Origin of the sequence: Clostridium neonatale, assembly GCF_001458595.1 — a bacterium.
Lineage (GTDB): Bacteria > Bacillota > Clostridia > Clostridiales > Clostridiaceae > Clostridium > Clostridium neonatale.
Genome location: NZ_LN890328.1, coordinates 2,240,472 through 2,263,981, shown reverse-complemented (window position 1 = coordinate 2,263,981; position 23,510 = coordinate 2,240,472). Strand labels below are relative to the sequence as shown.

General features: G+C 27.2%; 24 protein-coding genes and 1 pseudogene. 19 read left to right on the top strand and 6 right to left on the bottom strand.

The window, feature by feature from the left end; all coding sequences use genetic code 11:
• From BN2920_RS17095 to BN2920_RS17035, 16 genes are all read left to right on the top strand, one after another.
• Positions 1–399: a DUF2634 domain-containing protein gene (locus BN2920_RS17095; protein ID WP_058296183.1), complete on the top strand. Its 399-nt coding sequence runs from the start codon at positions 1–3 to the stop codon at positions 397–399.
• Positions 399–1,472: a baseplate J/gp47 family protein gene (locus tag BN2920_RS17090; protein WP_058296182.1), complete on the top strand. Its 1,074-nt coding sequence runs from the start codon at positions 399–401 to the stop codon at positions 1,470–1,472. The genes BN2920_RS17095 and BN2920_RS17090 overlap by 1 nt, the downstream gene beginning before the upstream one ends.
• On the top strand, positions 1,456–2,010 hold the full coding sequence (locus BN2920_RS17085) for a putative phage tail protein (protein ID WP_058296181.1): 555 nt from the start codon (positions 1,456–1,458) through the stop codon (positions 2,008–2,010). Before BN2920_RS17090 ends, BN2920_RS17085 begins: the two co-directional genes overlap by 17 nt.
• On the top strand, positions 2,003–3,007 hold the full coding sequence (locus BN2920_RS17080; RefSeq protein WP_058296180.1) for a hypothetical protein: 1,005 nt from the start codon (positions 2,003–2,005) through the stop codon (positions 3,005–3,007). Before BN2920_RS17085 ends, BN2920_RS17080 begins: the two co-directional genes overlap by 8 nt.
• A gap of 10 nt (positions 3,008–3,017) precedes the next feature.
• Entirely contained in the window at positions 3,018–3,425 is a 408-nt protein-coding gene (locus BN2920_RS17075) for a hypothetical protein (protein ID WP_198157498.1), read from the top strand.
• Complete coding sequence (locus BN2920_RS21135; protein WP_083498846.1) at positions 3,418–3,549, top strand: XkdX family protein; 132 nt, start codon at positions 3,418–3,420, stop codon at positions 3,547–3,549. The genes BN2920_RS17075 and BN2920_RS21135 overlap by 8 nt, the downstream gene beginning before the upstream one ends.
• 118 nt (positions 3,550–3,667) lie before the next feature.
• On the top strand, positions 3,668–3,892 hold the full coding sequence (locus BN2920_RS17070) for a hemolysin XhlA family protein (protein WP_058296179.1): 225 nt from the start codon (positions 3,668–3,670) through the stop codon (positions 3,890–3,892).
• A 23-nt stretch (positions 3,893–3,915) separates the two neighbouring features.
• Positions 3,916–4,194 carry a phage holin family protein gene (locus tag BN2920_RS17065; RefSeq protein WP_058296178.1) on the top strand — a complete coding sequence of 93 codons (279 nt, stop codon included), beginning with the start codon at positions 3,916–3,918 and terminating at the stop codon, positions 4,192–4,194.
• Positions 4,195–4,248: 54 nt separating this feature from the next.
• Positions 4,249–4,917: a peptidoglycan recognition protein family protein gene (locus BN2920_RS22180; RefSeq protein ID WP_083498845.1), complete on the top strand. Its 669-nt coding sequence runs from the start codon at positions 4,249–4,251 to the stop codon at positions 4,915–4,917.
• Positions 4,918–5,941: 1,024 nt separating this feature from the next.
• Complete coding sequence (locus tag BN2920_RS22435; RefSeq protein WP_268259262.1) at positions 5,942–6,076, top strand: hypothetical protein; 135 nt, start codon at positions 5,942–5,944, stop codon at positions 6,074–6,076.
• A 285-nt stretch (positions 6,077–6,361) separates the two neighbouring features.
• Positions 6,362–6,529: a hypothetical protein gene (locus BN2920_RS21525; RefSeq protein ID WP_157065788.1), complete on the top strand. Its 168-nt coding sequence runs from the start codon at positions 6,362–6,364 to the stop codon at positions 6,527–6,529.
• 529 nt (positions 6,530–7,058) lie between these two features.
• A complete protein-coding gene (locus tag BN2920_RS17055; RefSeq protein WP_230143847.1) occupies positions 7,059–7,853 on the top strand; it encodes an ABC transporter substrate-binding protein in 795 nt (264 codons plus the stop codon).
• A gap of 36 nt (positions 7,854–7,889) precedes the next feature.
• The gene (locus tag BN2920_RS17050) at positions 7,890–8,657 is read left to right on the top strand and encodes an ABC transporter ATP-binding protein (protein WP_058296177.1); all 768 of its coding nucleotides are present in this window, start codon (positions 7,890–7,892) and stop codon (positions 8,655–8,657) included.
• Positions 8,641–9,468 carry an ABC transporter permease gene (locus BN2920_RS17045; RefSeq protein ID WP_172437820.1) on the top strand — a complete coding sequence of 276 codons (828 nt, stop codon included), beginning with the start codon at positions 8,641–8,643 and terminating at the stop codon, positions 9,466–9,468. Before BN2920_RS17050 ends, BN2920_RS17045 begins: the two co-directional genes overlap by 17 nt.
• Before the next feature lie 438 nt (positions 9,469–9,906).
• Entirely contained in the window at positions 9,907–10,296 is a 390-nt protein-coding gene (locus tag BN2920_RS17040) for a CidA/LrgA family protein (protein WP_058296176.1), read from the top strand.
• 476 nt (positions 10,297–10,772) lie between these two features.
• On the top strand, positions 10,773–11,615 hold the full coding sequence (locus BN2920_RS17035; RefSeq protein ID WP_058296175.1) for a YitT family protein: 843 nt from the start codon (positions 10,773–10,775) through the stop codon (positions 11,613–11,615).
• A gap of 70 nt (positions 11,616–11,685) precedes the next feature.
• Here BN2920_RS17035 and BN2920_RS17030 read toward each other — a convergent pair whose 3' ends face one another.
• From BN2920_RS17030 to BN2920_RS17015, 4 genes are all read right to left on the bottom strand, one after another.
• Positions 11,686–12,354 (bottom strand): flavin reductase family protein, encoded by a 669-nt coding sequence (locus tag BN2920_RS17030; protein WP_058296174.1) that lies wholly within the window; start codon positions 12,352–12,354, stop codon positions 11,686–11,688.
• Positions 12,355–12,356: 2 nt separating this feature from the next.
• Positions 12,357–13,649, bottom strand: coding sequence for a D-alanyl-D-alanine carboxypeptidase family protein (locus tag BN2920_RS17025; protein WP_058296173.1), 1,293 nt, complete (start codon positions 13,647–13,649; stop codon positions 12,357–12,359).
• Positions 13,650–13,865: 216 nt separating this feature from the next.
• On the bottom strand, positions 13,866–14,597 hold the full coding sequence (locus tag BN2920_RS17020; RefSeq protein WP_058296172.1) for a type 1 glutamine amidotransferase: 732 nt from the start codon (positions 14,595–14,597) through the stop codon (positions 13,866–13,868).
• Positions 14,598–14,615: 18 nt separating this feature from the next.
• Positions 14,616–15,974 carry a Mur ligase family protein gene (locus tag BN2920_RS17015; RefSeq protein WP_058296171.1) on the bottom strand — a complete coding sequence of 453 codons (1,359 nt, stop codon included), beginning with the start codon at positions 15,972–15,974 and terminating at the stop codon, positions 14,616–14,618.
• 361 nt (positions 15,975–16,335) lie between these two features.
• Here BN2920_RS17015 and zapA point away from each other — a divergent pair, with 361 nt between their 5' ends.
• From zapA to BN2920_RS17000, 3 genes and pseudogenes are all read left to right on the top strand, one after another.
• Positions 16,336–18,339 (top strand): cell division protein ZapA, encoded by a 2,004-nt coding sequence (zapA, locus tag BN2920_RS17010; protein WP_058296170.1) that lies wholly within the window; start codon positions 16,336–16,338, stop codon positions 18,337–18,339.
• 183 nt (positions 18,340–18,522) lie between these two features.
• Positions 18,523–20,871, top strand: coding sequence for a U32 family peptidase (locus BN2920_RS17005; protein WP_058296169.1), 2,349 nt, complete (start codon positions 18,523–18,525; stop codon positions 20,869–20,871).
• 3 nt (positions 20,872–20,874) lie between these two features.
• Positions 20,875–21,135: pseudogene (locus BN2920_RS17000) on the top strand (ABC transporter permease); the annotation flags it as partial.
• A 123-nt stretch (positions 21,136–21,258) separates the two neighbouring features.
• Here BN2920_RS17000 and BN2920_RS16995 read toward each other — a convergent pair.
• Positions 21,259–21,849 carry a DUF1062 domain-containing protein gene (locus tag BN2920_RS16995; RefSeq protein WP_058296167.1) on the bottom strand — a complete coding sequence of 197 codons (591 nt, stop codon included), beginning with the start codon at positions 21,847–21,849 and terminating at the stop codon, positions 21,259–21,261.
• A gap of 328 nt (positions 21,850–22,177) precedes the next feature.
• The gene (locus BN2920_RS16990) at positions 22,178–22,768 is read right to left on the bottom strand and encodes a maltose acetyltransferase domain-containing protein (protein WP_058296166.1); all 591 of its coding nucleotides are present in this window, start codon (positions 22,766–22,768) and stop codon (positions 22,178–22,180) included.
• Positions 22,769–23,510: the final 742 nt, after the last annotated feature.

The window sequence follows — 23,510 nt, the reverse complement described above, 5'->3', positions numbered from 1 at the left end:
ATGATACCAGGTTCAACATTAGACACAACAAGAATAGAGTTCACAGAAGTACCAAGCAAAACATTTAAGTTAAATGCTAATACAAATAGAATTAATGGTACAATAGATGAACTCGAAGCAGTAAAACAAGCTATTTATTTAAGACTAAATACTGAAAAATATGATTATATAATATACAGTTGGAATTATGGAGTAGAAACGAAGGATTTATTCGGTGAAGATATAACTTATGTTTATCCAGAGTTACAAAGAAGAATAACAGAAGCATTGACACAAGATGATCGTATCAATAGTGTTGATGCTTTTTCTTATGAGAAGGTTAAGAATAAGGTGACTTTATATTTTACCGTTCATACAAAGTTTGGTGATGTTGATAGTGAGAAGGAGGTGGACATTTAATGTATGAAGATATCACTTATGATTTATTAGTGAATAGAAGTCTTGCAAGAGTAGATAGTGGATTTGATACAAGAGAAGGAGGACCTATTCATACTCCAGTAGCAGCGGTTTGCGTTGAGCTTCAAAATATGTATATTGCATTAGATGGACTGTTAAGTGAAACCTTTGCTGATACAGCAAGTCGAGAATTTTTAATTAAGAGAGCAGCAGAAAGAGGGATTACACCTATAAATGCTACTTATGCAGTATTAAAAGGAAAATTTGATATTGCTGTAGATATTGGTTCAAGATTTACTTGTGATAGCTTAAGTTATAGAATCATTGAACTAATAAATGATACTGAACATACCTATAAGTTACAATGTGAAACACTTGGAACTATTGGAAATGGTACGTTCGGAAATATGATTCCTATAGATCATATACAAGGGTTAACAAGTGCTAAATTAACTGAATTATTAATACCTGGAGAAGATGAAGAGGGTACAGAAGAGTTGCGAAAAGATTACTTTGAAAGTTATGATAGCAAGGCCTTTGGTGGGAATAGAGCAGATTATAAAAAGATGTTTAAAGATGATATAAGTGGTGTAGGTGGTATAAAGATTTATAGAGTTACAGAAAGTAATAAGTTTATAAAAATTGTTGTTATCACTTCAACATGGCAAAAACCAACAACAGAATTTATTAATAGTATACAAGAGCAATTAGATCCAATAGAAAATCAAGGTGAAGGAATTGGACTTGCGCCAATAGGCCATAAGGTAGTTATTAACCCAGTAAATGAAACAGAAATTAATATTTCAACCAATCTAACATATCAAGGTGGATATTCTTTCGATGATGTAAAAGACTATATAAATACCACTATAGATGAGTATTTTATTGAACTTAAAAAGACATGGTCTGATAATGATAATTTAGTAGTAAGGATAAGTCAAATTGAAACAAGATTATTGAATATCGAAGGAATACTTGATATTGCTGATACCAAAATAAATAGTATAGCTGAAAATCTTGTATTGGATGCTGACAATATTCCTAAGAGGGGGACTGTAAGTGAGCAGAGTAATTAGTATTTTAGACTATATTCCACCAGTACTAGCAGATACAGAAGAACAAAAACAGATTTCTAAAGCACTTAACCCAGAAATAAATATGTTGTGGGCAGAAATAGAAAGGGCACAAAATAATCAATTTATAAGTTCTAGTGATGAATATGGTGTTGCTCATAGGGAGAATATGCTTAGCATTAAACCTAAAAACACTGAAACTTTAGATGATAGAAAGTTTAGATTGTTATCTAGAGAAATAGAAAAATTACCATACACATATAGAGTTTTGAAAAATAAATTAAAAGCTTTATGTGGAGAAAATGGATATACATTAAATATTGATTATGATAATGAAATAATAAAAGTAAGAGTTGATCTAATTTCTAAAAAGGCATATGAAGAAGTTGAGTTAATGTTAGAAAAAATGTCACCTTTAAATATGCTTATTGATTTATCTTTACTTTATAACAGTCATAAAATACTTTCAGGATTTACACATAGACAATTAAATCAATATACACATAAACAATTAAGAGAGGAAGTGTTTATAAATGAGTGATTATCAAGGGACATACACCACTAATTTAAATTTAAGTAAGGATAGTGTTGATGATAGCTATGATGTAGAAAGAGTCAATTCTAATTCAGATAAAATAGATAAATGGGCAGGAGAAATTACTACGCAATTGAACGATTTGGCGAATCTTAATTTATTTATAAATGGTGGCTTTTCAGTTTGGCAGAGGGGAACATCATTCTCTACTAACGGATATACTGCTGATAGATGGATGTATGATGTAGAAGGTGATGACAAAGGTAAAATTGTTAGACATGCTAATGGTGGCGTTCAAATTAAATTAATTTCTAATAAAAGATTTTGGTTTATGCAAAGAATTGAGTTAAATCAAGAACTTAAGAATATTTTTTCGAATAGTACTGTTACTTTATCATTTTATGTGACTACCAGTGCTGGTGTAAAAATAAGTCCTTATATTAGAGTATGGTCTCCAAGCAGAAATGCAAATATATTTTTGAAATCATATGAAGCAAAGGCAACAAGACAACTAATCGAATGTCAGATTACACTTGGAGATTTGAGTTCTGATGATTGGTTAGGAATAGACATTTTTAGGATAGAAGAAGATAACAAATTTACAGTAGGAGATGATTTATATATAAGATTTGAAAATGCAAAATTTGAACTAGGTTCAAAAGCAACACCATTCGTCCCACGACCATATGGCGAAGAATTGGCTTTGTGTCAAAGATATTATTATAGATGGGGAAATGAAAGAGCTAGGTATAGAGCTGTTGGTATTAATGGCAATCAATTATTCTTTTTTGTACCATTACCTACAACATTAAGAATAATACCAACTATAAATAATGCATTTTCTATAAATACTTTAAGTGGAGCAGGTGTGTCAGATTTTACCTTTGCAGTTAACATTGTACCTATGGGGATGATAGTTCATGCTACAAAATCGACTCATGGAATGAGTGATGGACAGTTAATGCTATCTGATGATGGAAGTTTAGATGCAGAAATATACTAGGAGGTGCAACATGGAAGAATTCAAGTATAAAATATATATAAAAACAGATAAAAATAATTGTATTATTGGCGTAGAAAGTGATTTAACCTTAGAAGATACAAGTGGATATATACAAATTGATGAAGGTATTGGGGATAAATATTCTCATGCACAAGGTAATTATTTTCCAAGAGATAAGCCGTTAAGAGATTCGCAAGGCAGATGTAATTATAAATATGTAAATAATGAAGTTGTAGAGCTAACTGATGAAGAAAAGGAAAGCTTATTTCCTATACCAGTACAGCAACCAACAGAACAGCAAATATTAAATGCTAAGTTATTGCAGGATAATGCTAATATGCAATTAGAGTTGGAAGAACAAAAGAAATTAAATGCACAAATATTATTACAAATAGCGGGAGGTAGTACAAATGCTTAGTTATATTAAAGAATACTATTTGTTGGGACTTTATACAGAAAGTAATTTAGATGTATTTGTTAATGCTAGATGGATTACAGAAGAACAAAAGCAAGAAATTATTGCAAGTAAAGCTACGCAATAGGCGAAAGGGATGCAGTAAAATAAAATTCAAAAATTAATAAATGAAAGCATAATTTAGAGGTCATATGGACCTTTTTATTATGCTTATTTTATATTAAAAATTAAGAAAGAGGTGCAATATGGATGATAAAGACACTATACAAGAAATAAGAGAAAGACTTGTAAAAATAGAAATGCTACTAGAAAATATTCCACAGTCAATTAATTTGCAGTTAGAAAACTTAGAGGATAAATTAAAAGTAGCGAATCATAGAATTGAAGACTTAGAAAAAAATAACACATGGTTATGGAGGACTATAGTTGGAGCAGTTGTTGCTGGAGCTATAGCTCTTTTATTTAAATAATTTAGAAAAGGTGGAATGTAAAAATGGAAAACTTACTAAAATTTATACCAGAAAATCTTATTATACTAATTGTTGCCACATATGTATTAGGAATATTTTTAAAGAAAATAGAAAGCATAAAGGATAAATATATTACCATGATTTTAATGGTATTTTGTATAGTATTTTCTATACTTTTGAACTCAATTAATAGTGGTTTAAATGTAAATAATTTAGCCAATGCAATTTTACAAGGAATCTTATGTTGGGGTGTAGCTGTTGGAGTTAATCAAACTGCAAAGCAATTAGTTAAAGATGAATAATTTAGAGGTGTTCTTAATGAACACCTTATTTTTATATGAATTGGAGGAATTGTAATGAATATTATAGATGTAGGATTAAAGTTTAAATCATTAAGTTATGGAAATAAACCTAATAAATTAGTATTGCACCATGCAGAAGCAAGTAAATGCACTGTACAAGATATTCATTCTTGGCATTTAAATAATGGATGGTCTGGAATAGGATATCATTATTTTATAAGAAAAGATGGCTCAATTTATAAAGGTAGACCAGACGGAGCTATAGGAGCTCATTGTCAAGGTAGTAATACAAATACACTAGGTATTTGTTTTGAGGGTAATTATATGAAAGAAACAATGCCTACAGCAGAATATAATGCTGGAATAGATTTAATAAAATATTTAATAGGTAAATATGGAAACTTACCTATTTATGGACACAAGGAATTATTAGCAACAGAATGCCCAGGGGCTAACTTTCCACTAGCAGATTTTAAAGCTTTAAAGGAAAATGAAGAAACAGCAACAGGCTATATAGTTACTACGTACTTGCCTAATGGCTATCGTGGTGATGGTAGCTTTGTAGGAGTAGACTTAGAATATGTATTATATTATTTCAAAGGTGTAAGGTGTTATGTAAAGGGAGATTCTAAAGGTATATGGATAGAAACGCAGGTATTGCCTATAGAAAAGTGTAAAGAGCTACAGAAAACTTTAGGTAGTTGGTTCTATGCTATAAGATAGAACTTGCTAAATAATATAAAAAAAACTATTTTATTATGTAAAAAAATACGATATAATAGCAATACACTTAAAAATTCATATATCTATAAAATAGAAAACAATAAAAGCCGGTTAGAGACTAAATTCTTTAGCTGACTTTTATTATATAGATTTTTAGAAAAAATATACTTTAAAATAATTGAAAAGCTAAAAAAACATATGATATAATATTTTTGAAAATGTGATCCCCAGATCTAAGATTGCATATTCTATTAAATAGTAAAAGCTGGTTGGAGATTAATTTCTTTAATCGGCTTTTATTTTTATGTAAAAATATGATAAAATGTAAATGTAACTCCAAATAGTAGAAAGAAAGCCACACTTCTCTCCTTTATAGATAGGCTTTCTTTTTTTGAGTAGAAAAATATAGAAAAGTGTTAAAAAATATGATAATATGGATACGAAATAGATGCAAATTAGTTCAAAAATTCCCTAAAGAGATGGTTTAAAGATAGCTCCTTTGACCATCTCTTTTCTATGAAATAAATTAGAGTTTAAAGTTATTTAAAAATATGCTAAAATACAATTGAGTGGGGTACTCATTATTTTATATTTATGACATAATCAAAAAAGAGATAACTATGAATTTAGTTGTCTCTTTTTGCTTGACATTAAAATATGTAATGTATTGAAAAATATGATATAAAATATTGAAAAGTTTGGGAGAATTATAGTATAATATGTATGTAAAGACAATATTTTTGCCCAGAATACTTAGAAAGAGATAGCTTCCAACCCCTTTTAAGCTATCTCTTTTGTTTTATCTTTTGGTTTTAAAATATAAAATATTTACAAATAATTAATATAAATATAACATAAATTTAACATAAAAAATATAAAAGTAAATTATAATAAAAAAGAATTCAATTATGACTATAAAAGAGTATTAAATTATGGTTAAAAAAACCATAAAAAGCTAGAGATAGACAAAGAGTCTTTTTCTAGCTCTTTATATAAGCTTATATAATAGCAGTGGGGTATAGTTATGTGCAATAATAAATTGTATGAGATAATAAAAGATATGGATATAGAAGATCAAGAGATTATATTAAAGTTAGCAGATGTATTTAAAGGTGAAGAAGATACTATAATAGAGTATGTAAAAAAAGAACTAATATAAGCTAAAGTGATTTAAAAATATTTCGATATGTATTTTGGTGGAACATTTTTTTTATATATTTATTCATATTTTACCTAAAAGGAGACAACTATTAATTTAGTTATCTCCTTTTTTGTAGGTTAATATTATGTCTGTTTAAAAAGCATAAATTGTATAAAAGAAAAATATTCCACATAAAAACAAATAATGATATAATAACACTATATTCCGCAAAGATGGGGGCGGTGGTTGTACGTTTTCCGCCTTGGGCTATTAAAAATAATAGTCTAAGGGGGTGGTATTGAAATGTGGATTTGTATAGTTCTATTAGTGTGTATAGTTGCTATAATAACAGTTGTTATTGTGGCGTTAAACCCTAAAAGTAAGAATTGTAAAATAAGTTTGAGTTTAATTAAATGGATTAATTTTGAATTAAACACAAATGAAAAAAGCACCCCATCTAACCAAGAATAAGTGCTTTTTCATTAAAACATATTTATATATGTGAATTTCAATAGCCCTAAAACTAAAAACGTTCTAGGAGAAGCTTAGTGTTCCCGCACTAGGCTTTTCTTATTTATATTATAACAAATATTTAATAAAAATAAACAGTTATTTTATATATAGTAACAAGAATTTCAGCCCTATGTAACAAGAATTTTCACCCTTTTGCGCACCTCTAAGCCCCGATATTACAAGGGTTTAAAGATAATTCCACTAGGTGTAACAAGAGTTGAAATTACACGTGCTTATCTTTATATATAATACTATATAGGTATGTATATGTATCTCCCTTATTATATATATATATTTATATATTATTATTACAATATATATAATATATATATAAAGGCAAGGAATAGAGAGGGTTTAGGGTGTAACAAAAAGTGTAACAAGAAATATTTTACAAAAAAATAAAAGGCATTGTAAAGCTAGAACTGTTGAGGAATAGGATGATAACAAGAATTAAATTAGTTTTTGCGACATTTTTATTACAGTTCTTATGACACCTACTGGTAAGGAAGAAAAAGCTCAATCCAATTTTGGACTGAGCCGATTTTTTGGCGTAGTTACTGTCAATATTGATATAGTAACTACACTTTTATTATTAGTTTGTTGGGGAATGTTATATTTATTTGGTGGTGTTAATTATACTGTCATTTTTTATATTAGATTTAAATCTCCAAGCAATTGGAAAATTAATATGTATTTGAAGAGTCTTGCAGGAGTTCCAGCTATGGCACTAGAATATGCTATGAAGCAAAATGGAATCATTCCAAAGACAGATGCAAATATGGTTACAAATATAGATTTTGCAGCTACTGCAGGAGCATTTAAAGGTGGTACTGGAGATTACGTTGCTTTATTTGAGCCAACAGCTTCAGTTCTTGAAAAAGAAGGAACAGGTCATATACTTGCTTCTGTAGGTGAAGAATCAGGTGTCATACCATATACTTGTTTCTTTGCTACAAATTCATATATGAAAGAAAATCCAGAAGTAATACAGAAATTCACAAATGCTATTTATAAAGGCCAACAATGGTATTTTTCTCATTCAAGTGAAGAAATAGCAGATAAAATAATTGACTATTTCCCTGGTACTGATAAAGATACAATAGTTACAGTTATAGATAATTATAAGAAAATCGATGCTTTGGCTCATAATCCAGTAATTAAAGAAGAAGATTTAAATAGATTAATGGATATTATTATTGAATATGACAGCAGTTTAATTCCACAAAAACCAGCATTTAACGCTATTGTTGATAACTCTTATGCAGAAAAAGCTATAAAATAGTGTAAACAAAAAGATGATAAGGTGGTGGAATTATATATGACATTATTAAAAATATCCAATATATCAATGAATTATCATACAGTTCAAGGTGAAACAAAAGCATTGGATAATGTTAATTTTGATGTTGAATTTGGTCAGTTTATTTCCATTTTAGGACCTTCTGGATGTGGGAAGTCCACACTTCTTAATATAATAAGTGGTCTTTTAAATCCAACAAGTGGTGGAGCTTTATATAAAGGAGAAGATATAAAAAAACATCTGGATAAGATTGGATATATGTTTCAAAAAGATCACTTATTCGAATGGAATACAGTTTGGGATAACGTAATTCTAGGATTAAAAATAAAAAATAAGCTTAACGATGAATCTATTGATAGAGTAAATAAACTTTTAGAGACTTATGGACTTAGTAAGTTTAAAAATCATCATCCAAGTCAATTATCAGGGGGAATGCGTCAAAGGGTTGCACTTATTAGAACTTTAGCTCTTAATCCAGAGATATTGTTTTTAGATGAACCATTCTCAGCATTAGATTATCAATCAAGACTTTTAGTATGTGATGATGTATACAAGATAATTAAAAATGAAAATAAAACAGCAATTATGGTTACTCATGATATAAGTGAAGCTATTTCAATTTCAGACAAGGTAGTTGTTTTAACTAAGAGGCCATCAAGTGTAAAAATAGAAGAAGATATAGAATTTTTAAAGGATAATTTAACTCCTTTTGAAAGACGTAAGGAGCCAGAATTTAGAGAGTATTTCAATAAGTTATGGAAGGAGTTAGATGAGTGCAATGAATAAGGCAGAAGAAAAGAATATTAGTAAAGAGCATGAGATATATCTAAAAAGCGTTAAAGCTAGTAAGAGAAAAATAATAATAAGCAGAATTCTTATTCTTGTGATCTTTATAGGCTTGTGGCAAATTGCAGCTGATTTAAAATGGATAGATCCATTTTTAACATCTAGTCCTAGCAGAGTTATAAAATCGTTCATATCGTTATATGAAGATGGAAACTTATTAAATCATATATTGGTAACATGTTATGAGACAATAATAGGATTTACGCTAGGAACTGTATTAGGTGGAATAATTGCAGTTATATTATGGTGGTGTCCATTTGTATCAAAAATATTAGATCCATATTTAGTAGTATTAAATGCGCTTCCTAAAGTAGCATTAGCTCCAATTATAATATTTTGGATAGGTAATGGAAAACCAGCAATAATTGTAATAACATTATTGATTTCCATTGTAACTACAATAATCAGCATATTAACAGGATTTAATGAAATAGAGGATGAAAAAATCATGCTGATGAAGACCTTTGGCGCATCAAAAATCCAAATGCTTAAGTTTTTAGTTTTTCCATATTCAATTCCTGTTTTTATATCTGCATTAAAAATAAATGTGGGATTATCTTGGGTTGGTGTAATTATGGGAGAATTCTTAGTTGCTAAAGAAGGCTTAGGATTCTTAATAATATATGGAGGACAGGTCGCACAGCTTGACATGGTAATGATGAGTATTGTTATTTTATCAATTGTTGCTTTTTTAATGTATGAAATAGTAGCTGTGGTACAGAAAAAATTAGTTAATGAAAATAATAATTGATATAAAAAGATGCTTCAAGAAACAATATCTTGAAGCATCTTTTTATACATTACTATTTCAATCGAGTTAAGACACTAAGAGCACGATTTAGTGTATGTATACATTATACTAAGGATATTAAATTTATTGTATAGATTATTGAGAAATACTAAGCATATTAGTTTTGAGAAATATTATCTTAAATAAATGAAGTTTTATGTATATAAATATTAATTTATTTAAGATCAGATTAGGTTTATATTTAAATCACAGGAAAAACATTTAAAAATTGCATTTAATTACTATAAATATAAGTTATTAATATATTATATATGATTTTATCTACATATAAGCTAAATCAATAATTTACTTATTAATTAAATAGTGTTAAATTGTATAGTATATAACTTGGTAATTGGGATAAAGGAATCTTGAGGAATAATTGAAAGGGGCAGAAAGATGGAGCTTTTTAGAGAAACATTGATTATTCTTGGAATTTACTTAATAGGTGAATTTATATCATCAATATTAAATTTACCTGTACCGGGGAATATATTGGGAATGCTTATATTATTCATATTGCTATGTAGAAAAATTTTGAAGATTAAAAATATTGAAATTGAATCAGAGTGTTTATTAAGTCATTTATTGCTATTTTTTATTCCAGTAGGAGTTGGACTTATGCCTTCAATGGATATAATAAAATCTACATGCATTCAAATATTTATTGTATATGTTATAACAACAATGGTAATAATGGGTGGGATTGGTACAATTATTCGATTTATATCAAGCAAGAAAAAAATAGAAATGAATGAAGGTGAAGATATCGGAAGTAATACCAGGTAATTTACTATTTTCATTAGTATTCACTAGCTTCTTCTGAAATAGGAATATATAGGGAGAGAAAAACTAAACTCAATTAAAGTCTTATAATTTGGAAAAGTTCAAGGTGGAATAAGCATACTTTCTATTGGAATTGCTGGAATTATGAATGTGATACTTACTCTATTATTATTGAATTTATTTAATGATATATTTTGATTAGAAATGATATACATATAAAACTATATAGTTTATTAAAATATAAATCAATTATAAATCAGTTAAGATATTCTAGAATATTATTTTAGAGTATCTTATTTTTTTTATATTGTGATTTTAACATTTGTAATTTCACGTACTTATAAGTGTTTATTTTAAAAAATTTTATATAAAATATTGATATTTGATGCAAACTATAGAAGATTAATATTTGAAATCTGTGATAATATATCATCTATGAATAATGATAACATTAATTTTAGAATGTATAGGAGGAAATAATGAAAAAGTTAAAAGAATACGCAATTATAACATTAGGTATAGCAATAGTAGTAATATCATTACAATTTTTCTTTTTCCCAAATGAAATAGCGTCTGGAGGAATATCTGGATTAGCTCTTGTAATAAATAAATTACTTGGAATTAAGACAGGAATAGTAATGAACATATGTAATGTTGTGCTATTTGCATTAGCATTTATGTTTCTTGGTAAAAGCTTTGGTATAAAAAGTTTATATGCAGCTTTTGGATTATCAATATCATTATCAGTAATTGAAAGAAATTTTGATGTAGTACCCTTTACAGATAATTTAATACTTGCATCTATATTTGGAAGTGCATTATTAGCCTTAGGAACAGCAATTATGCTTACCCAGAATGCAACTACAGGTGGAACAAGTATAACAGCTAAACTTATTAGCAAGTATTTTAATATAGATTTTGGAAAAGGTCTTTTAATATCAGATTCTATTGTAATTATTTTAGCTATGTTTACTTTTGGAACAGAGCTTGCATTATTTGGATTATTAAGTGTTTATTTAACAAGTACTTTAATTGATAAGTTTATAGATGGTATTAATGTATCTAAACAGGTAATGGTATTTACTAAAAAAGAAAAAGTGGTTTCGGATTATATAATAAAGGAAATACATAGAGGATGTACAGTCTTTCATGGAAAGGGTGGATATACAGGACAGGATAACTGCGTTATATTAACTATATTGACAAGAAGTCAATTTATAAAATTAAAACAGTTTATAAAAGAAAATGATAGCAGTGCATTCATTACTGTAAGCGAGACAAGTGAAGTGCTTGGAGAAGGATTTAAGAGCTTAAAAGGTTAAAAAATAATATTTAATAAGATTAAAGTTAAAAAATCACTAGAAAGATGATTAATTTCTAGTGATTTTTATATTATTTTCTTTTTTTATTAGATGTTTTTTTCTTTCCAGAAGAAGATTTATTTTTGATTTTTGATTTTTTATTCTTTTCTTCTAAGCTTTTACGTTTTAAAGTTTTTTTCTTCATTACTGAAAAACCAAAAGAACCAATAGCCTTTTTACTTAATGGAAAGTATTCACCATGGCAATAAGATATCAGGTTAGCATTTTCAAAGTGAATTTTACCATTTTCATCAAATAAATCTTCATTAACATGAGATGATACAACTTCAGCTATAAACATATCATGCGTACCAAGAGGTATTATATTTTTTACTTTACATTCAATATTTACAGGACATTCATTAATATAAGGGGCTGAAACAAATGTACTTTCACTTAGTGTAAAATTCATGTCATCTATTTTATCAAATTTTCTTCCGGGCTTTACACCACAGTAATCAACAGCTTTTACTAAATCAGAACTAGGCATATTAATTACAAAGTCCATAGACTCTTTTATATATTCGTATGATAATCTTTCAGGTCTTATTGAAATATAAAGCATAGGAGGTTTTGTATTAATTGTACCAGTCCATCCAACGGTAAAAACATTATTTTTACCTTCTTTATTTCTTGATGTAACTAAAACAACTGGGACTGGATTTAAGATTACACTTCCTTTAAGTTCCGTTTTACTCATTATTATCTTCTTCTTCCTCTTCTATAGCTAGATCTTCTATTTCTTCTATTAAAAGATAAGCTTTTAAGCATAAATATTAATGAAATTATTATTATTATTCCAACAAGTGTTCCAATATATAATAATAAATTATCTTTAAGAATAGTTCCTAATGAAATTTCAACAGTACCAGCAACATTTTCACTATGATTTCTTGTAGTATAAGTTAATTGAACATCTTTATTAAATATAAGATTCCAAGCGCTAGCGTTACTGCTAGAATAATTTATTTTTGATTCAGCATCATTTATAGCATTTTTATAATATGTAACATCTTGTGCTAATTTGATAGGAACATTAACAGTTTTCTTTGGACCAAAGAATCCAAATGATTTATATTCAACAGAAGCAGTTCCAACTTCTTCACCACTTGATTTATAAACTTCTTTTTGAACATCATAGCTATAATTCATAATAGCATCCATATCATTGAATTTAGTTGGATCTTCATTATCAACTTGAGTACTTTTTAAAACTACACCAACGATTTTTCTTCCATCTCTTTCATAAACAGTAGCTAAGCATCCACCAGCAAGGCTAGTGTATCCAGTTTTTCCACCTATATTACCATTTTTGCCTAGAGTTAAATTTCTATTTTCAAGCATAACTTTAGAACCATTAATATATATAGATGCTTCTGGTAATTCCATAACGCTTCTTTCCCATTCATTACCAAAGGCTGCTTTTGTTATTAAAGAAAGATCATATGCAGTAGTATAGTGATTATCATCATGTAATCCATTAGGTGTTACGAAATTACTGTTGTTTGCACCAAGTTCTTTAGCTTTGGCATTCATCATTTCTGCAAACTTTGTTGAATCTCCAGCAACGTTATCAGATATAACATAAGCAGTATCATTTCCAGAGAAGAGTAATAAACCTTTCATTATATCGTCAGCTGAAATCTTATCACCAACTTTTATTGATCCACCCATAAAACTGTGATCTAAAGAATATGCAGGCTGAGCTTTTGCAGCTTCTGTATAAACTAACTGATCGCTCTTTTGTTTATTTTCAGCTAATAGTAAGCCGGTTAATAATTTAGTTGTACTTGCTGGATAATGCTGAGCATCAGCCTCTTTAGAATAAATTATTTCTCCAGTTTCTAAGTCCATAGTTATAGCTGATTGTGCTACTATACTGGGTTCAGCTTCGGCAGCAGAAGCGCTAGTGTTAAGGTTAAAAGTGCCAAAAGAACTAAATAATGAAACTGAAAGAGTTAATACAAGGGTTTTTAAAATAAAGTTTTTTTTCAAGTCAATCTCTCCACTTCTATTTATAAATTAAGTATTTTTAGTATAACATATTTGAATTGTCAATGAACGATGAAGTATGATTTATTATAGAAAAAGTTTAAAACACCCAGTTTAAAGAAATGCAGAATAATCTTTACATTTAATTAAAAACTGAAAAAGCATAATTGATAATTACCATGTATAACTTTTACATAAATAAAAATATAAATAATATTTTTATTTATCAGTTTTAAGTCTTTCCTTTATAACAGATTTTGCTTTTAATTCAAGTTCATCATCTAAAAGATCTAATTTTACATCAGTACCATATTTATTTTGAAGAGCTAATAATAATAATCTATCAGCAAATTCGGGATTTTTTGATAAGAAAGAACCATGAAAATATGAACCAAAAGTATTTTTGTATATACATCCTTCATATCCATCTTGACCATTATTTCCATAGCCATGAATGCATTTTCCAAGAGGAGTATGATCATTTATATATGTTCTTCCAGAATGATTTTCAAACCCAACATAAGTTTCATCAAAAGATTCATTGTATATTTCTGTATTACCAATAAATCTAGTATCTCCCCCCTCAGTATAAATATTTAATATACCAAGTCCGTTTATTTTTTCACCATTTGGAGCTGTGTAGTATTTTCCAAGTAGTTGATATCCACCGCAAATTGCAAGAAATACTTTACCATCTTCTATATATTCTTTAATATCATCTTTTTTTATTGTATTTAAATCATTTGAAACAATAGACTGCTCATAATCTTGGCCACCACCAAAGAAAATAATGTCTATATTGTCTTTATCTAAAGTATCATTTAAAGAAGAGTTTACTATATTAACATCTATGCCACGAAGTGATGCTCTATGTTTTAAAATAAGTACATTTCCTACATCGCCGTATACATTTAGTAAATCAGGGTATAAATGACAAATTGTTAATTCCATTTTATATGCCTCCTTCGTTTACCACAACTTTTTAATATAACCTTTTGAATGTAGGTATTTTCGATAGTTTATCATGGCCGTATAAGTTGCAAGGATATATATTTTATTTGAAGAAGAAGTTTTAATTTTTTCAGTTAAGGCTTCATAATCTTCTTGTAAAATAAATTTGTCAGGATCTAATCCACAAACTTTTAATCTAACAGCCATATCGTACATTCTAAGCCCAGAAACAAAAATATCTTCTATTGGGAGAGTAGAGATTTTTTCGAAATCAACATCCCATATCCAAGAAACATCACGTCCATCTGCATAATTATCATTAAGCATAAATACTGCAGAGAATGGATCTTTATTAAGTGATAAAGTATCTAAAGCTTGATTATACCCAGCTGGATTTTTAACTAAAATTATTTTTAAATCTTTATTATCTATTTTTATCTCTTCTTGTCTACCAAAGCTTGACTCTTGACTTTGAAGAGAAGTTTTTATTACAGAATCATCAATATTAAGTTCTTTAGCTACTGAAAAAGCAGTTAAAGCATTATAAATATTATAAGCTCCAGATTGACTTATGAAGACCTCAGTATTATTAATTAAAACAGAGGAATTGTCTGGATTTAAATCAAATATTTTATTTACAGCATAATTTAAATTTGGTCTTTTATAATCACATTCTGGACAGTAAAAATCACCTAAATGATTATAAGTTACAAAATTATATTTGTATGGTGCTTTACAGAATTTACAGAACTTTGCATCAGCATTAATCTCAAGAGTAGTATTTTCGTTTATTGGAACATTAAATCCATAATACATAGAAGGATTATTTAAATTCAATTTTCCAAGTAAAGATTCATCACCATTTAAAATTAATTTAGAAGATGGAGCATTACGAACACCTTCTAGAATTTTATTTAGAGTTGTGTAAACTTCACCATATCTATCTAATTGATCCCTAAAAAGGTTAGTTACAGTTATTATTTCAGGTGTTATATGCTCAGTAATGAATTTAACATTTGCTTCATCAACTTCAATTACAGCATAAGCATTTTCTCTTTTCTTAAAAAAAGAGAAATTTGAAATGAAACAAGCTACTATGCCTGTATATAAATTAGCACCAGTATTATTTGTAATAACATCAAATTTATTTTCATTTAATATATTATAAATCATGCTAGTAGTTGTTGTTTTACCATTAGTTCCAGTAACTAAGATAACTTTATATCCTTTGCAAACAGTTTTTAATACATTTTTATCAATTTTTAAAGCAATTTTTCCCGGGAAATTAGTTCCGCCTTTAAAAAGATGCTTTGAAAGGTATGCAGCAGTTTTTGCTAGAATTATACTTAATATAGATTTTATATTAATTGTACTCACCACCCAATTAACTTTATTTTAGATTATTAACCAATGAATATATTATTAATCAATAACACTAAGATATTTTATTACAATAAGGTATATTAAATCAATATAAAAATATCTTATCTTCAATAATAATAAAATAAAGTTTTTATATAAATAATTAAAATAAGTATAGCATAGAAAATGAAATTTAAAAAAGTATTTTGAATATTAATAAAACTGAGATATAATATAAAGGAAATAAATGTAATTATTTTAAGCAAAATATAAATTTATATGAAAAATCTACTTATAGACAGGCTTTACGCAATTGTCTTATTAGGAAATATGTCCTATAATTAAAAGTGATAAAGAATTTTACGAGGTGTTATTGATGTATAAAATATCGGTTGATATAAATGGGATGACTTATAATCTAAAAGGGGATAAAGATGAAAAGTATTTATTTGGAGTTGCAAATTTTGTAGATAATAAAATAAAAGAAATAGCAAATAAAAAAACAGGATTAAGTTTACTTGATTCAACAGTTTTGGCAGCCGTAAATATAACAGATGAACTTTTTGAATGTGGGTATGAATTAGAAAACATTGAGAAAAATCAAAAAAATGTTTCAGAAGAAAATTCAATATTAAAAAGTAAATTAGACAAACTTAAAGAAAGTTTTGAACAACTTTCAAAGGAAAAAAGTGATATAGAAATTGAATTTTCCAATAAGGAAAAGGAATTAAAAGAAAGATATAAGAATGAAGAATCTTACTATACTGCATTAGAAAATGATTTAGAAGCAGCAAAGAAACAAATAGAAGATTTAGATAAAAAATTATCAGAAGCAACTGTTGAAAAAGAACAAGCGCTAAATACAAATGCAGATTTATTAGAAGAAATAGAAAAGCTTAAGTCTAATCATAGCTATATTAATCAATCATTAAATAATGAGCTTAGTAGTGTAAAAGAAGAATTTGATAAATATAAAGAATCAGAAGAAAATATTAAAAATGGATATAAAGAAAAAGAAGAAAAGCTAACTAATGATTTAAATAATGCTAATGAAAAAATAAAGAATTTAATTAATAGTTTAACAAATTTAACTTCAGAAAAAGAAGAAGCTGTAAATTCTTTAGAAAAATTGAAAGTGACTTTGGAAGAAGAAATTATTTCTAAAGAAAAATTATCTAAAGATTTCGAAGAATGTAACAAGAATTTAGATCATATTAAAGGATTACATGCGGAAACTTCAAATAAGCTTACACAAGCTAATAATAATATAAAAGCAGAAATAAATGAAAAAATTGAAACAATAAAAATGCTTGATTCAGAAAAGGAATTAAACAATAAATTATCTAAAGAAATTGATCAATTAAAAATTACAGAAAGCAATTTAAATAATGATTTGAAATCAGAAAAAGAAAAGGCAGCAAAACTAATAGAAAAATTAGAAAATAATAAGGTTGAAATATCTGATTTAAATGAGAAAATAGATGAACTAAATGAATTATTTAATGAGTGCGATAATGAGCTTTTAGATTATAAGAAGCAATTAGAAAATGAAAAAAATATAAATAATGAAGTAAACGGTAAATTAAATAAAGCCAATGAAGAGAAAATTGAACTTGAAAGTTTAATACAAAAATTAAATAATGAGAAAAATGAATTAAATAATAAGTTGGAAGAAACTTTATTAATTACTGAAGAATTAAAAGAAGAAATATCTAAATTAGAAGATGATAAGAATACTTTAAATATTGAGCTTGATAATATGAGAGATACAAACGATGAGTTATCAAAAGAAATAGAAAAAAGTGATAGAGATATTGAAGTTCTTCAAGAAGAATTAGAACTTACTAAAAATAGTAATTCTAATTTAAAAACAGAATTAAATGATTCTTTGAGAGAAAATGAAAAAATAACTCAAGAATTAAATGATAAAGTAAAAGCCAAAGATAATGAAATATTACGATTAGAGACTGAGCTTGAAGAAAAGAATAATAGTTTAGTTCAAATTGAAGAAGAAATAAAAACTAAGGAATATGATTTTAGAAGATTAAAAGAGGAGCTTGCAAGTAAAGAACGTGCAATAACAAGATATGAAAAAGAAATGAGCGATAAAGAAGATATATTCTTAAGACTATCAAATACAATTGATACAAAAGAAGCTCAATTAAAAAATCTTAAAGAAGAATTAGATGAAAAAAGAACTAAAATCAATTCTATAGAAATTGAGATGGAAAAGATATCAAAGGAAAATCAAAAAATGCATGAAGAGTCAAAGCATTATGAAAGTAAATATTTTGAACTTCAAGCAAAAGTAATTGATGCACAAATTGAAGTTGCAAAAGTTAAAAAAGAGCAAATAGGGCCAATAGCTAAAAAGAGATAATATAAAAGAAGAGAGCCGGTAGAAAAATTCTGCCGACTTTTTTCTTTTATAAAAATTATGCTACATAGAATTTGAATAAATAATAATTGTTATTTGCATTTTTTTGAATTTAGTATATTATTAAGGATGATAAACTTAAGAATAAGTTTGTAAAAGCATATTGTGGAGGAAATGAAGTTTAATATGGAAAAAATAGAATTACTTGCTCCAGCAGGAAGCATGGAGAGTTTAGTTGCTGCAATAAATAATGGAGCAGATGCAATTTATTTAGGTGGAAGCAAATTTTCTGCAAGAGCATATGCTTCAAATTTTGATAATGAACAAATGGTTAAAGCTGTGGATTATGCTCATAGCTATAATGTAAAAATATATGTTACAATGAATACTCTTTTAAAGCAGAATGAATTAAAGGAAGCTATTAAATATGTTGGATATCTTTATGAAATAGGTGTTGATGCACTTATAATTCAAGATACTGGGCTTATAAATTCATGTAAAAAGATTTATCCAGACCTTGAATTACATGCATCAACTCAGATGACAATACATAATGGTGAAGGGGCGTTATATTTTAATGAAAAAGGCCTTCACAGAATAGTATTATCAAGAGAGCTTTCTTTAGATGAAATTAAATATATTTCAAAGGATCTTGGAATTGAAACAGAAATATTTGTACATGGTGCATTATGTGTATGTTACTCTGGTCAATGTCTTATGAGTTCAATGATTGGTGGAAGAAGTGGAAATAGAGGAAGGTGTGCTCAAAGCTGTAGAATGCAGTATACACTTCAAGGTGAGACATCAGGAGAAAGAAAGGGATATCTTTTAAGTCCTAAAGATACATGTTTGATTGAAGACATTGATGGAATTGTCAAAAGCGGAACATCATCTTTAAAGGTTGAAGGACGTATGAAAAAGCCAGAATATGTAGCTGGCGTTACTAGAAATTATAGAAAAGCTATAGATAAGGTGTTAAATCATACTGATTTTAATTTGGCTAACGGTAAAAAAGAATTAGCAAAATTATTTAACAGGCAGGGATTTGCAAAGGCATATTTATATAAAAACACAGGAAAAGATATGATGAGTTTTGAATATGCTAAAAATACTGGAGTATTTATAGGTAAGGTTTTAGATAAAGGTGAAGTTATATTAGAAGAAGATGTTGCACTTGGTGATGGAATAAGATTTAATGATGATGGATTTACTTTAAGCAAAATTCTTCTTAATGGAAAAGAAGTTAAGGAAGCAAATGTAGGAGATAAAGTTAAGTTATTCCCAAACAATGGTTATAAAAAAGGATATAGATTATTTAAAATGTCAGATAAGAAATTATTTGACGAGTTAAAAGATTATACAAAACCATATTTAAGAAAGATTTTGTTAAATGGAGAGGTCGAATTTAAAGTAAATGCACCTCTTATTTTAAAAACAAAGTTTAATAACAAGGAATATAAGGTTTATGGTGATATAGTTGAAATTGCAGAAAATAAACCATTAACGCGTGAAAGAATAGAAGAATCACTTAAAAAATCTGGTGAAATACCTTATAAGTTTAATAAAATAATGTTTGATGAATTTGATGATGGGTTTATAAGAATTGCATCATTAAATAACTTAAGAAGAGAATTATTTGAACAAATATTAAAAGATAACACAACAAAATATAGAAGAAAAAGAGTTCAAAAAGAATATACAGTAAATTCAAGAAAAAATAATAAAGATTTAGGATATATCTTCAGCTGTATTACTAAAGATCAACTAAAAGCATTAGTAGAAGATGAAAAAGTAGAAAATATAGCAGTTAACTTATCTTTCAGCAGACAAAAAGATGCTTTAAGGAAGGATGATATAATTACAATCACGAACAAAAACATTTATATAAAAGTACCTAGTATTATAAAGCAGGATTTTAATAGTGTTGTTAAGGTTATAGATGAACTTCTTCCATACATAAAGGGAATTATTACATGTAACGCTGGAATAATAAGAAAGTATAAAGATAAGCTATTTATTATAGGGGATTATAAACTTAATATATATAATAAAGAAGGTGCTGAATTTTATAGCGAAGATATTGATATTCCATTCTTAAGTATTGAATTAAACAGAAAAGAATTAAAAGAAACAATGAAGGATTTAAATGTTAATGTTGGAGTAAACATATATGGAAAAACAGAACTTATGGTAAGTGAGTATTGTCCAATTGGAAGTACATTTGGTAATAAGACAGGAAAAAAAGCATGTAGCGGTCCATGTATGAAAGATAACTTTACATTAATCGATAGAATGAATGAAAGATTTAGGGTTCTTTGTGAAAATACATGTAGAACACATATATTAAATTCACTTCCTATTAATTTAATTGAAGAAGCTCCCGAATTAAAGAGCTTTGGAATAAATAACTTTGGAGTTGATTTTAAAGATGAATCTTATGAAGAAGTTAGAGAGGTGTTAAACCAAATTGAATTTAGTAAGAAAAATGAAGATAGAGTTTATACTAAAGGACATTATAAACGTGGAGTAGAATAATATGACATGAAAACTGCAAGCATAATAGCAAGTATATTATATTTTCCTATGTTGATATTTTCGGGCGTAACTCTCCCTTATGAAGTAATGCCAAAATTATTACAAAAAGTTGCTGATATTTTGCCTTTAACCCAAGGTATAAAGTTGTTAAAAGCTACATCTTTAGGATTACCAGTTAATGATGTTATATTTACAATTACAGTAATGGCGGTAATTGCAGTTATTTGTATCACTATTTATATTAGGTTTTTTAGATGGGAATAAAATATAGAATTTCTCATGTGGTAAATAAAAAAATTAACTAGTATTTTTATAATTTATAAAATGAGTTCTCCTAATTAGGAGAACTCATTTTTAATTAATAACTATACAAGCATAGTATTTTAATTAAGCTTCAAAATTTTTAATACGTATTTGCATATTGTTTTTAACTTTTAATTTTAACAAATCATTATTTTCATTACTATAAATATAGTTAGTTTCATATAGTTTTTTTACAGTACTTCTTGTAAGATCTAAATTATCACTGAGAAGTTTATCAACTCTAAGATTTGTTGGAAACTTGGAAATAATATTTATAATAATTTCGTCTGAATCACAATAATTTGTTTCAATTTCTTTTTTTTCAACAGAATATGTTATGTCATCAAAGATTGCTTCAGCTTTATTTTTACTATAAAAATCGAGATTAAAGCTGTATTCCTTTGCTAAATCTTCATCGTTGGAAAGAAATTTCTCATACTCATATCTAGAAATATCAATTGGCTTAATTCGTTTGTATATGGTCATATTATAAGTTGACTTACATTTATCGCATTGGTAAATAAGCCAAACATCGAGATTGCTTTTGTTTGCATTTACTCTGAATTTTTTTGTGTTTATATAGTTTGTTTTTTTGCCACATTTAGGGCATATTCTTCTTATAGTTGGCAGAGTTTTGGGAATTAACTCCCATTCATATTCTTTTAAATAGCTCATTTTGCTCCTCCAAATTAAATCTAAATTTTTAGGATAAGCAAAGGCTATTGTATTAAATTTATGATAATGCAATAGCTTTTGCTATGCATTCATAAAAGGTAGTTTCATAAATAAATCCTCCAATCATAAATAATATATTGATATTTTATTATTTAATGAATAAAGATTAAACCTCGAAGTTATTTATGAAATAAGAATAATATTTTTATATAACAAAAGAGTGTCCAATTAGTAGACACTCTTTTGTTATATAAAATAAAATTAAATACTAAATTTATATATGATAAAGATATGTTCAGTAAGGATTGTACTAATTTTTAAACAACCATTAATTATCTATATCAGAAAAGGTTTCTTTATCTTTTTCAGTTATTTCTCTTAAAACTCTGCAGGGATTGCCAACTGCAACTACATTTTCAGGGATGCTTTTTGTAACTATACTTCCAGCACCAACAACAGAATTCTTTCCAATTGTTACTCCAGGAAGAATGATAACACCTGAACCAATCCATACATTATCTTCAATTTTAACTGGTATAGAAAATTGTGCTCCGTCTTTTCTTTGAGAAGGATGTATAGGATGTCCAGTTACAGAGATAGTTACATTTGGAGCTATCATAACATTATTTCCTATATAGACTTCTATATCATCAACAATAACTAAATTAAAATTAGCATAGAAGTAGTCACCAATATGTATATTACTGCCATATGCAACATGCAATGGTGTCTCAATAAAAGGCTCCTTTCCAACACTTCCAAAAAGTTTTTTTAATATTTCACCACGTTTCTTTTGCTCGCTAGGGCGTGTGTTATTATAATCATATATAAGTTCTTTTCCTCTTAAACGTTCATCTGGTAACCCCTCATACATATCTGTATAAAGCATTCCTTTTCTCATTTTTTCTCTAATATTCATAATATAATCTCCTGTATAATATAGTAATTAGTTTTAATTACATTATACAGCAAATTTTATTAAACGTTAACATAATTTATAAAAGTAAATATACCCCAACTCTCTTATTATATCATAAATAAAAATTGAAAAATAGACTATATTTTCCCACAAGATAGAGATATAATTTAATCAATAAAAACAATATTCAAAATTTTCAGAATTAATTTAGGAGATGATTCCAATGCAAAGGTTAGTTGAAACTAAGATTTAAAACATGGTAAGGAGTGAGAGCAAAATTTATTTAAGAACATAATTTTGATTAGGCGACAAAATATAGGGAGATGATTCCAATGCAAAGGTTAGTTGAAACTAAGATTTAAAACGTAGTAAGGAGTGAGAGCAAAATTTATTTAAGAACATAATTTTGATTAGGTGACAAAATATAGGGAGATGATTCCAATGCAAAGGTTAGTTGAAACTAAGATTTAAAACGTAGTAAGGAGTGAGAGCAAAATTTATTTAAGAACATGATTTTGATTAGGTGATAAAATATAAGGAGATGATTCCAATGCAAAGGTTAGTTGAAATTAAGATTTAGAACATAGTAAGGAGGTGAAACCAATGTTTATTTAAGCTTAAACAATAAAGCATGAATTACCATAATTGATGCAACGATTATAGAGTTTGAAAGAGATATTTGAGTGATCTATAAAGTTTAAGTGAAAAAGCATTTGCATTAAGGTTGAAAAGAAATTTTAGA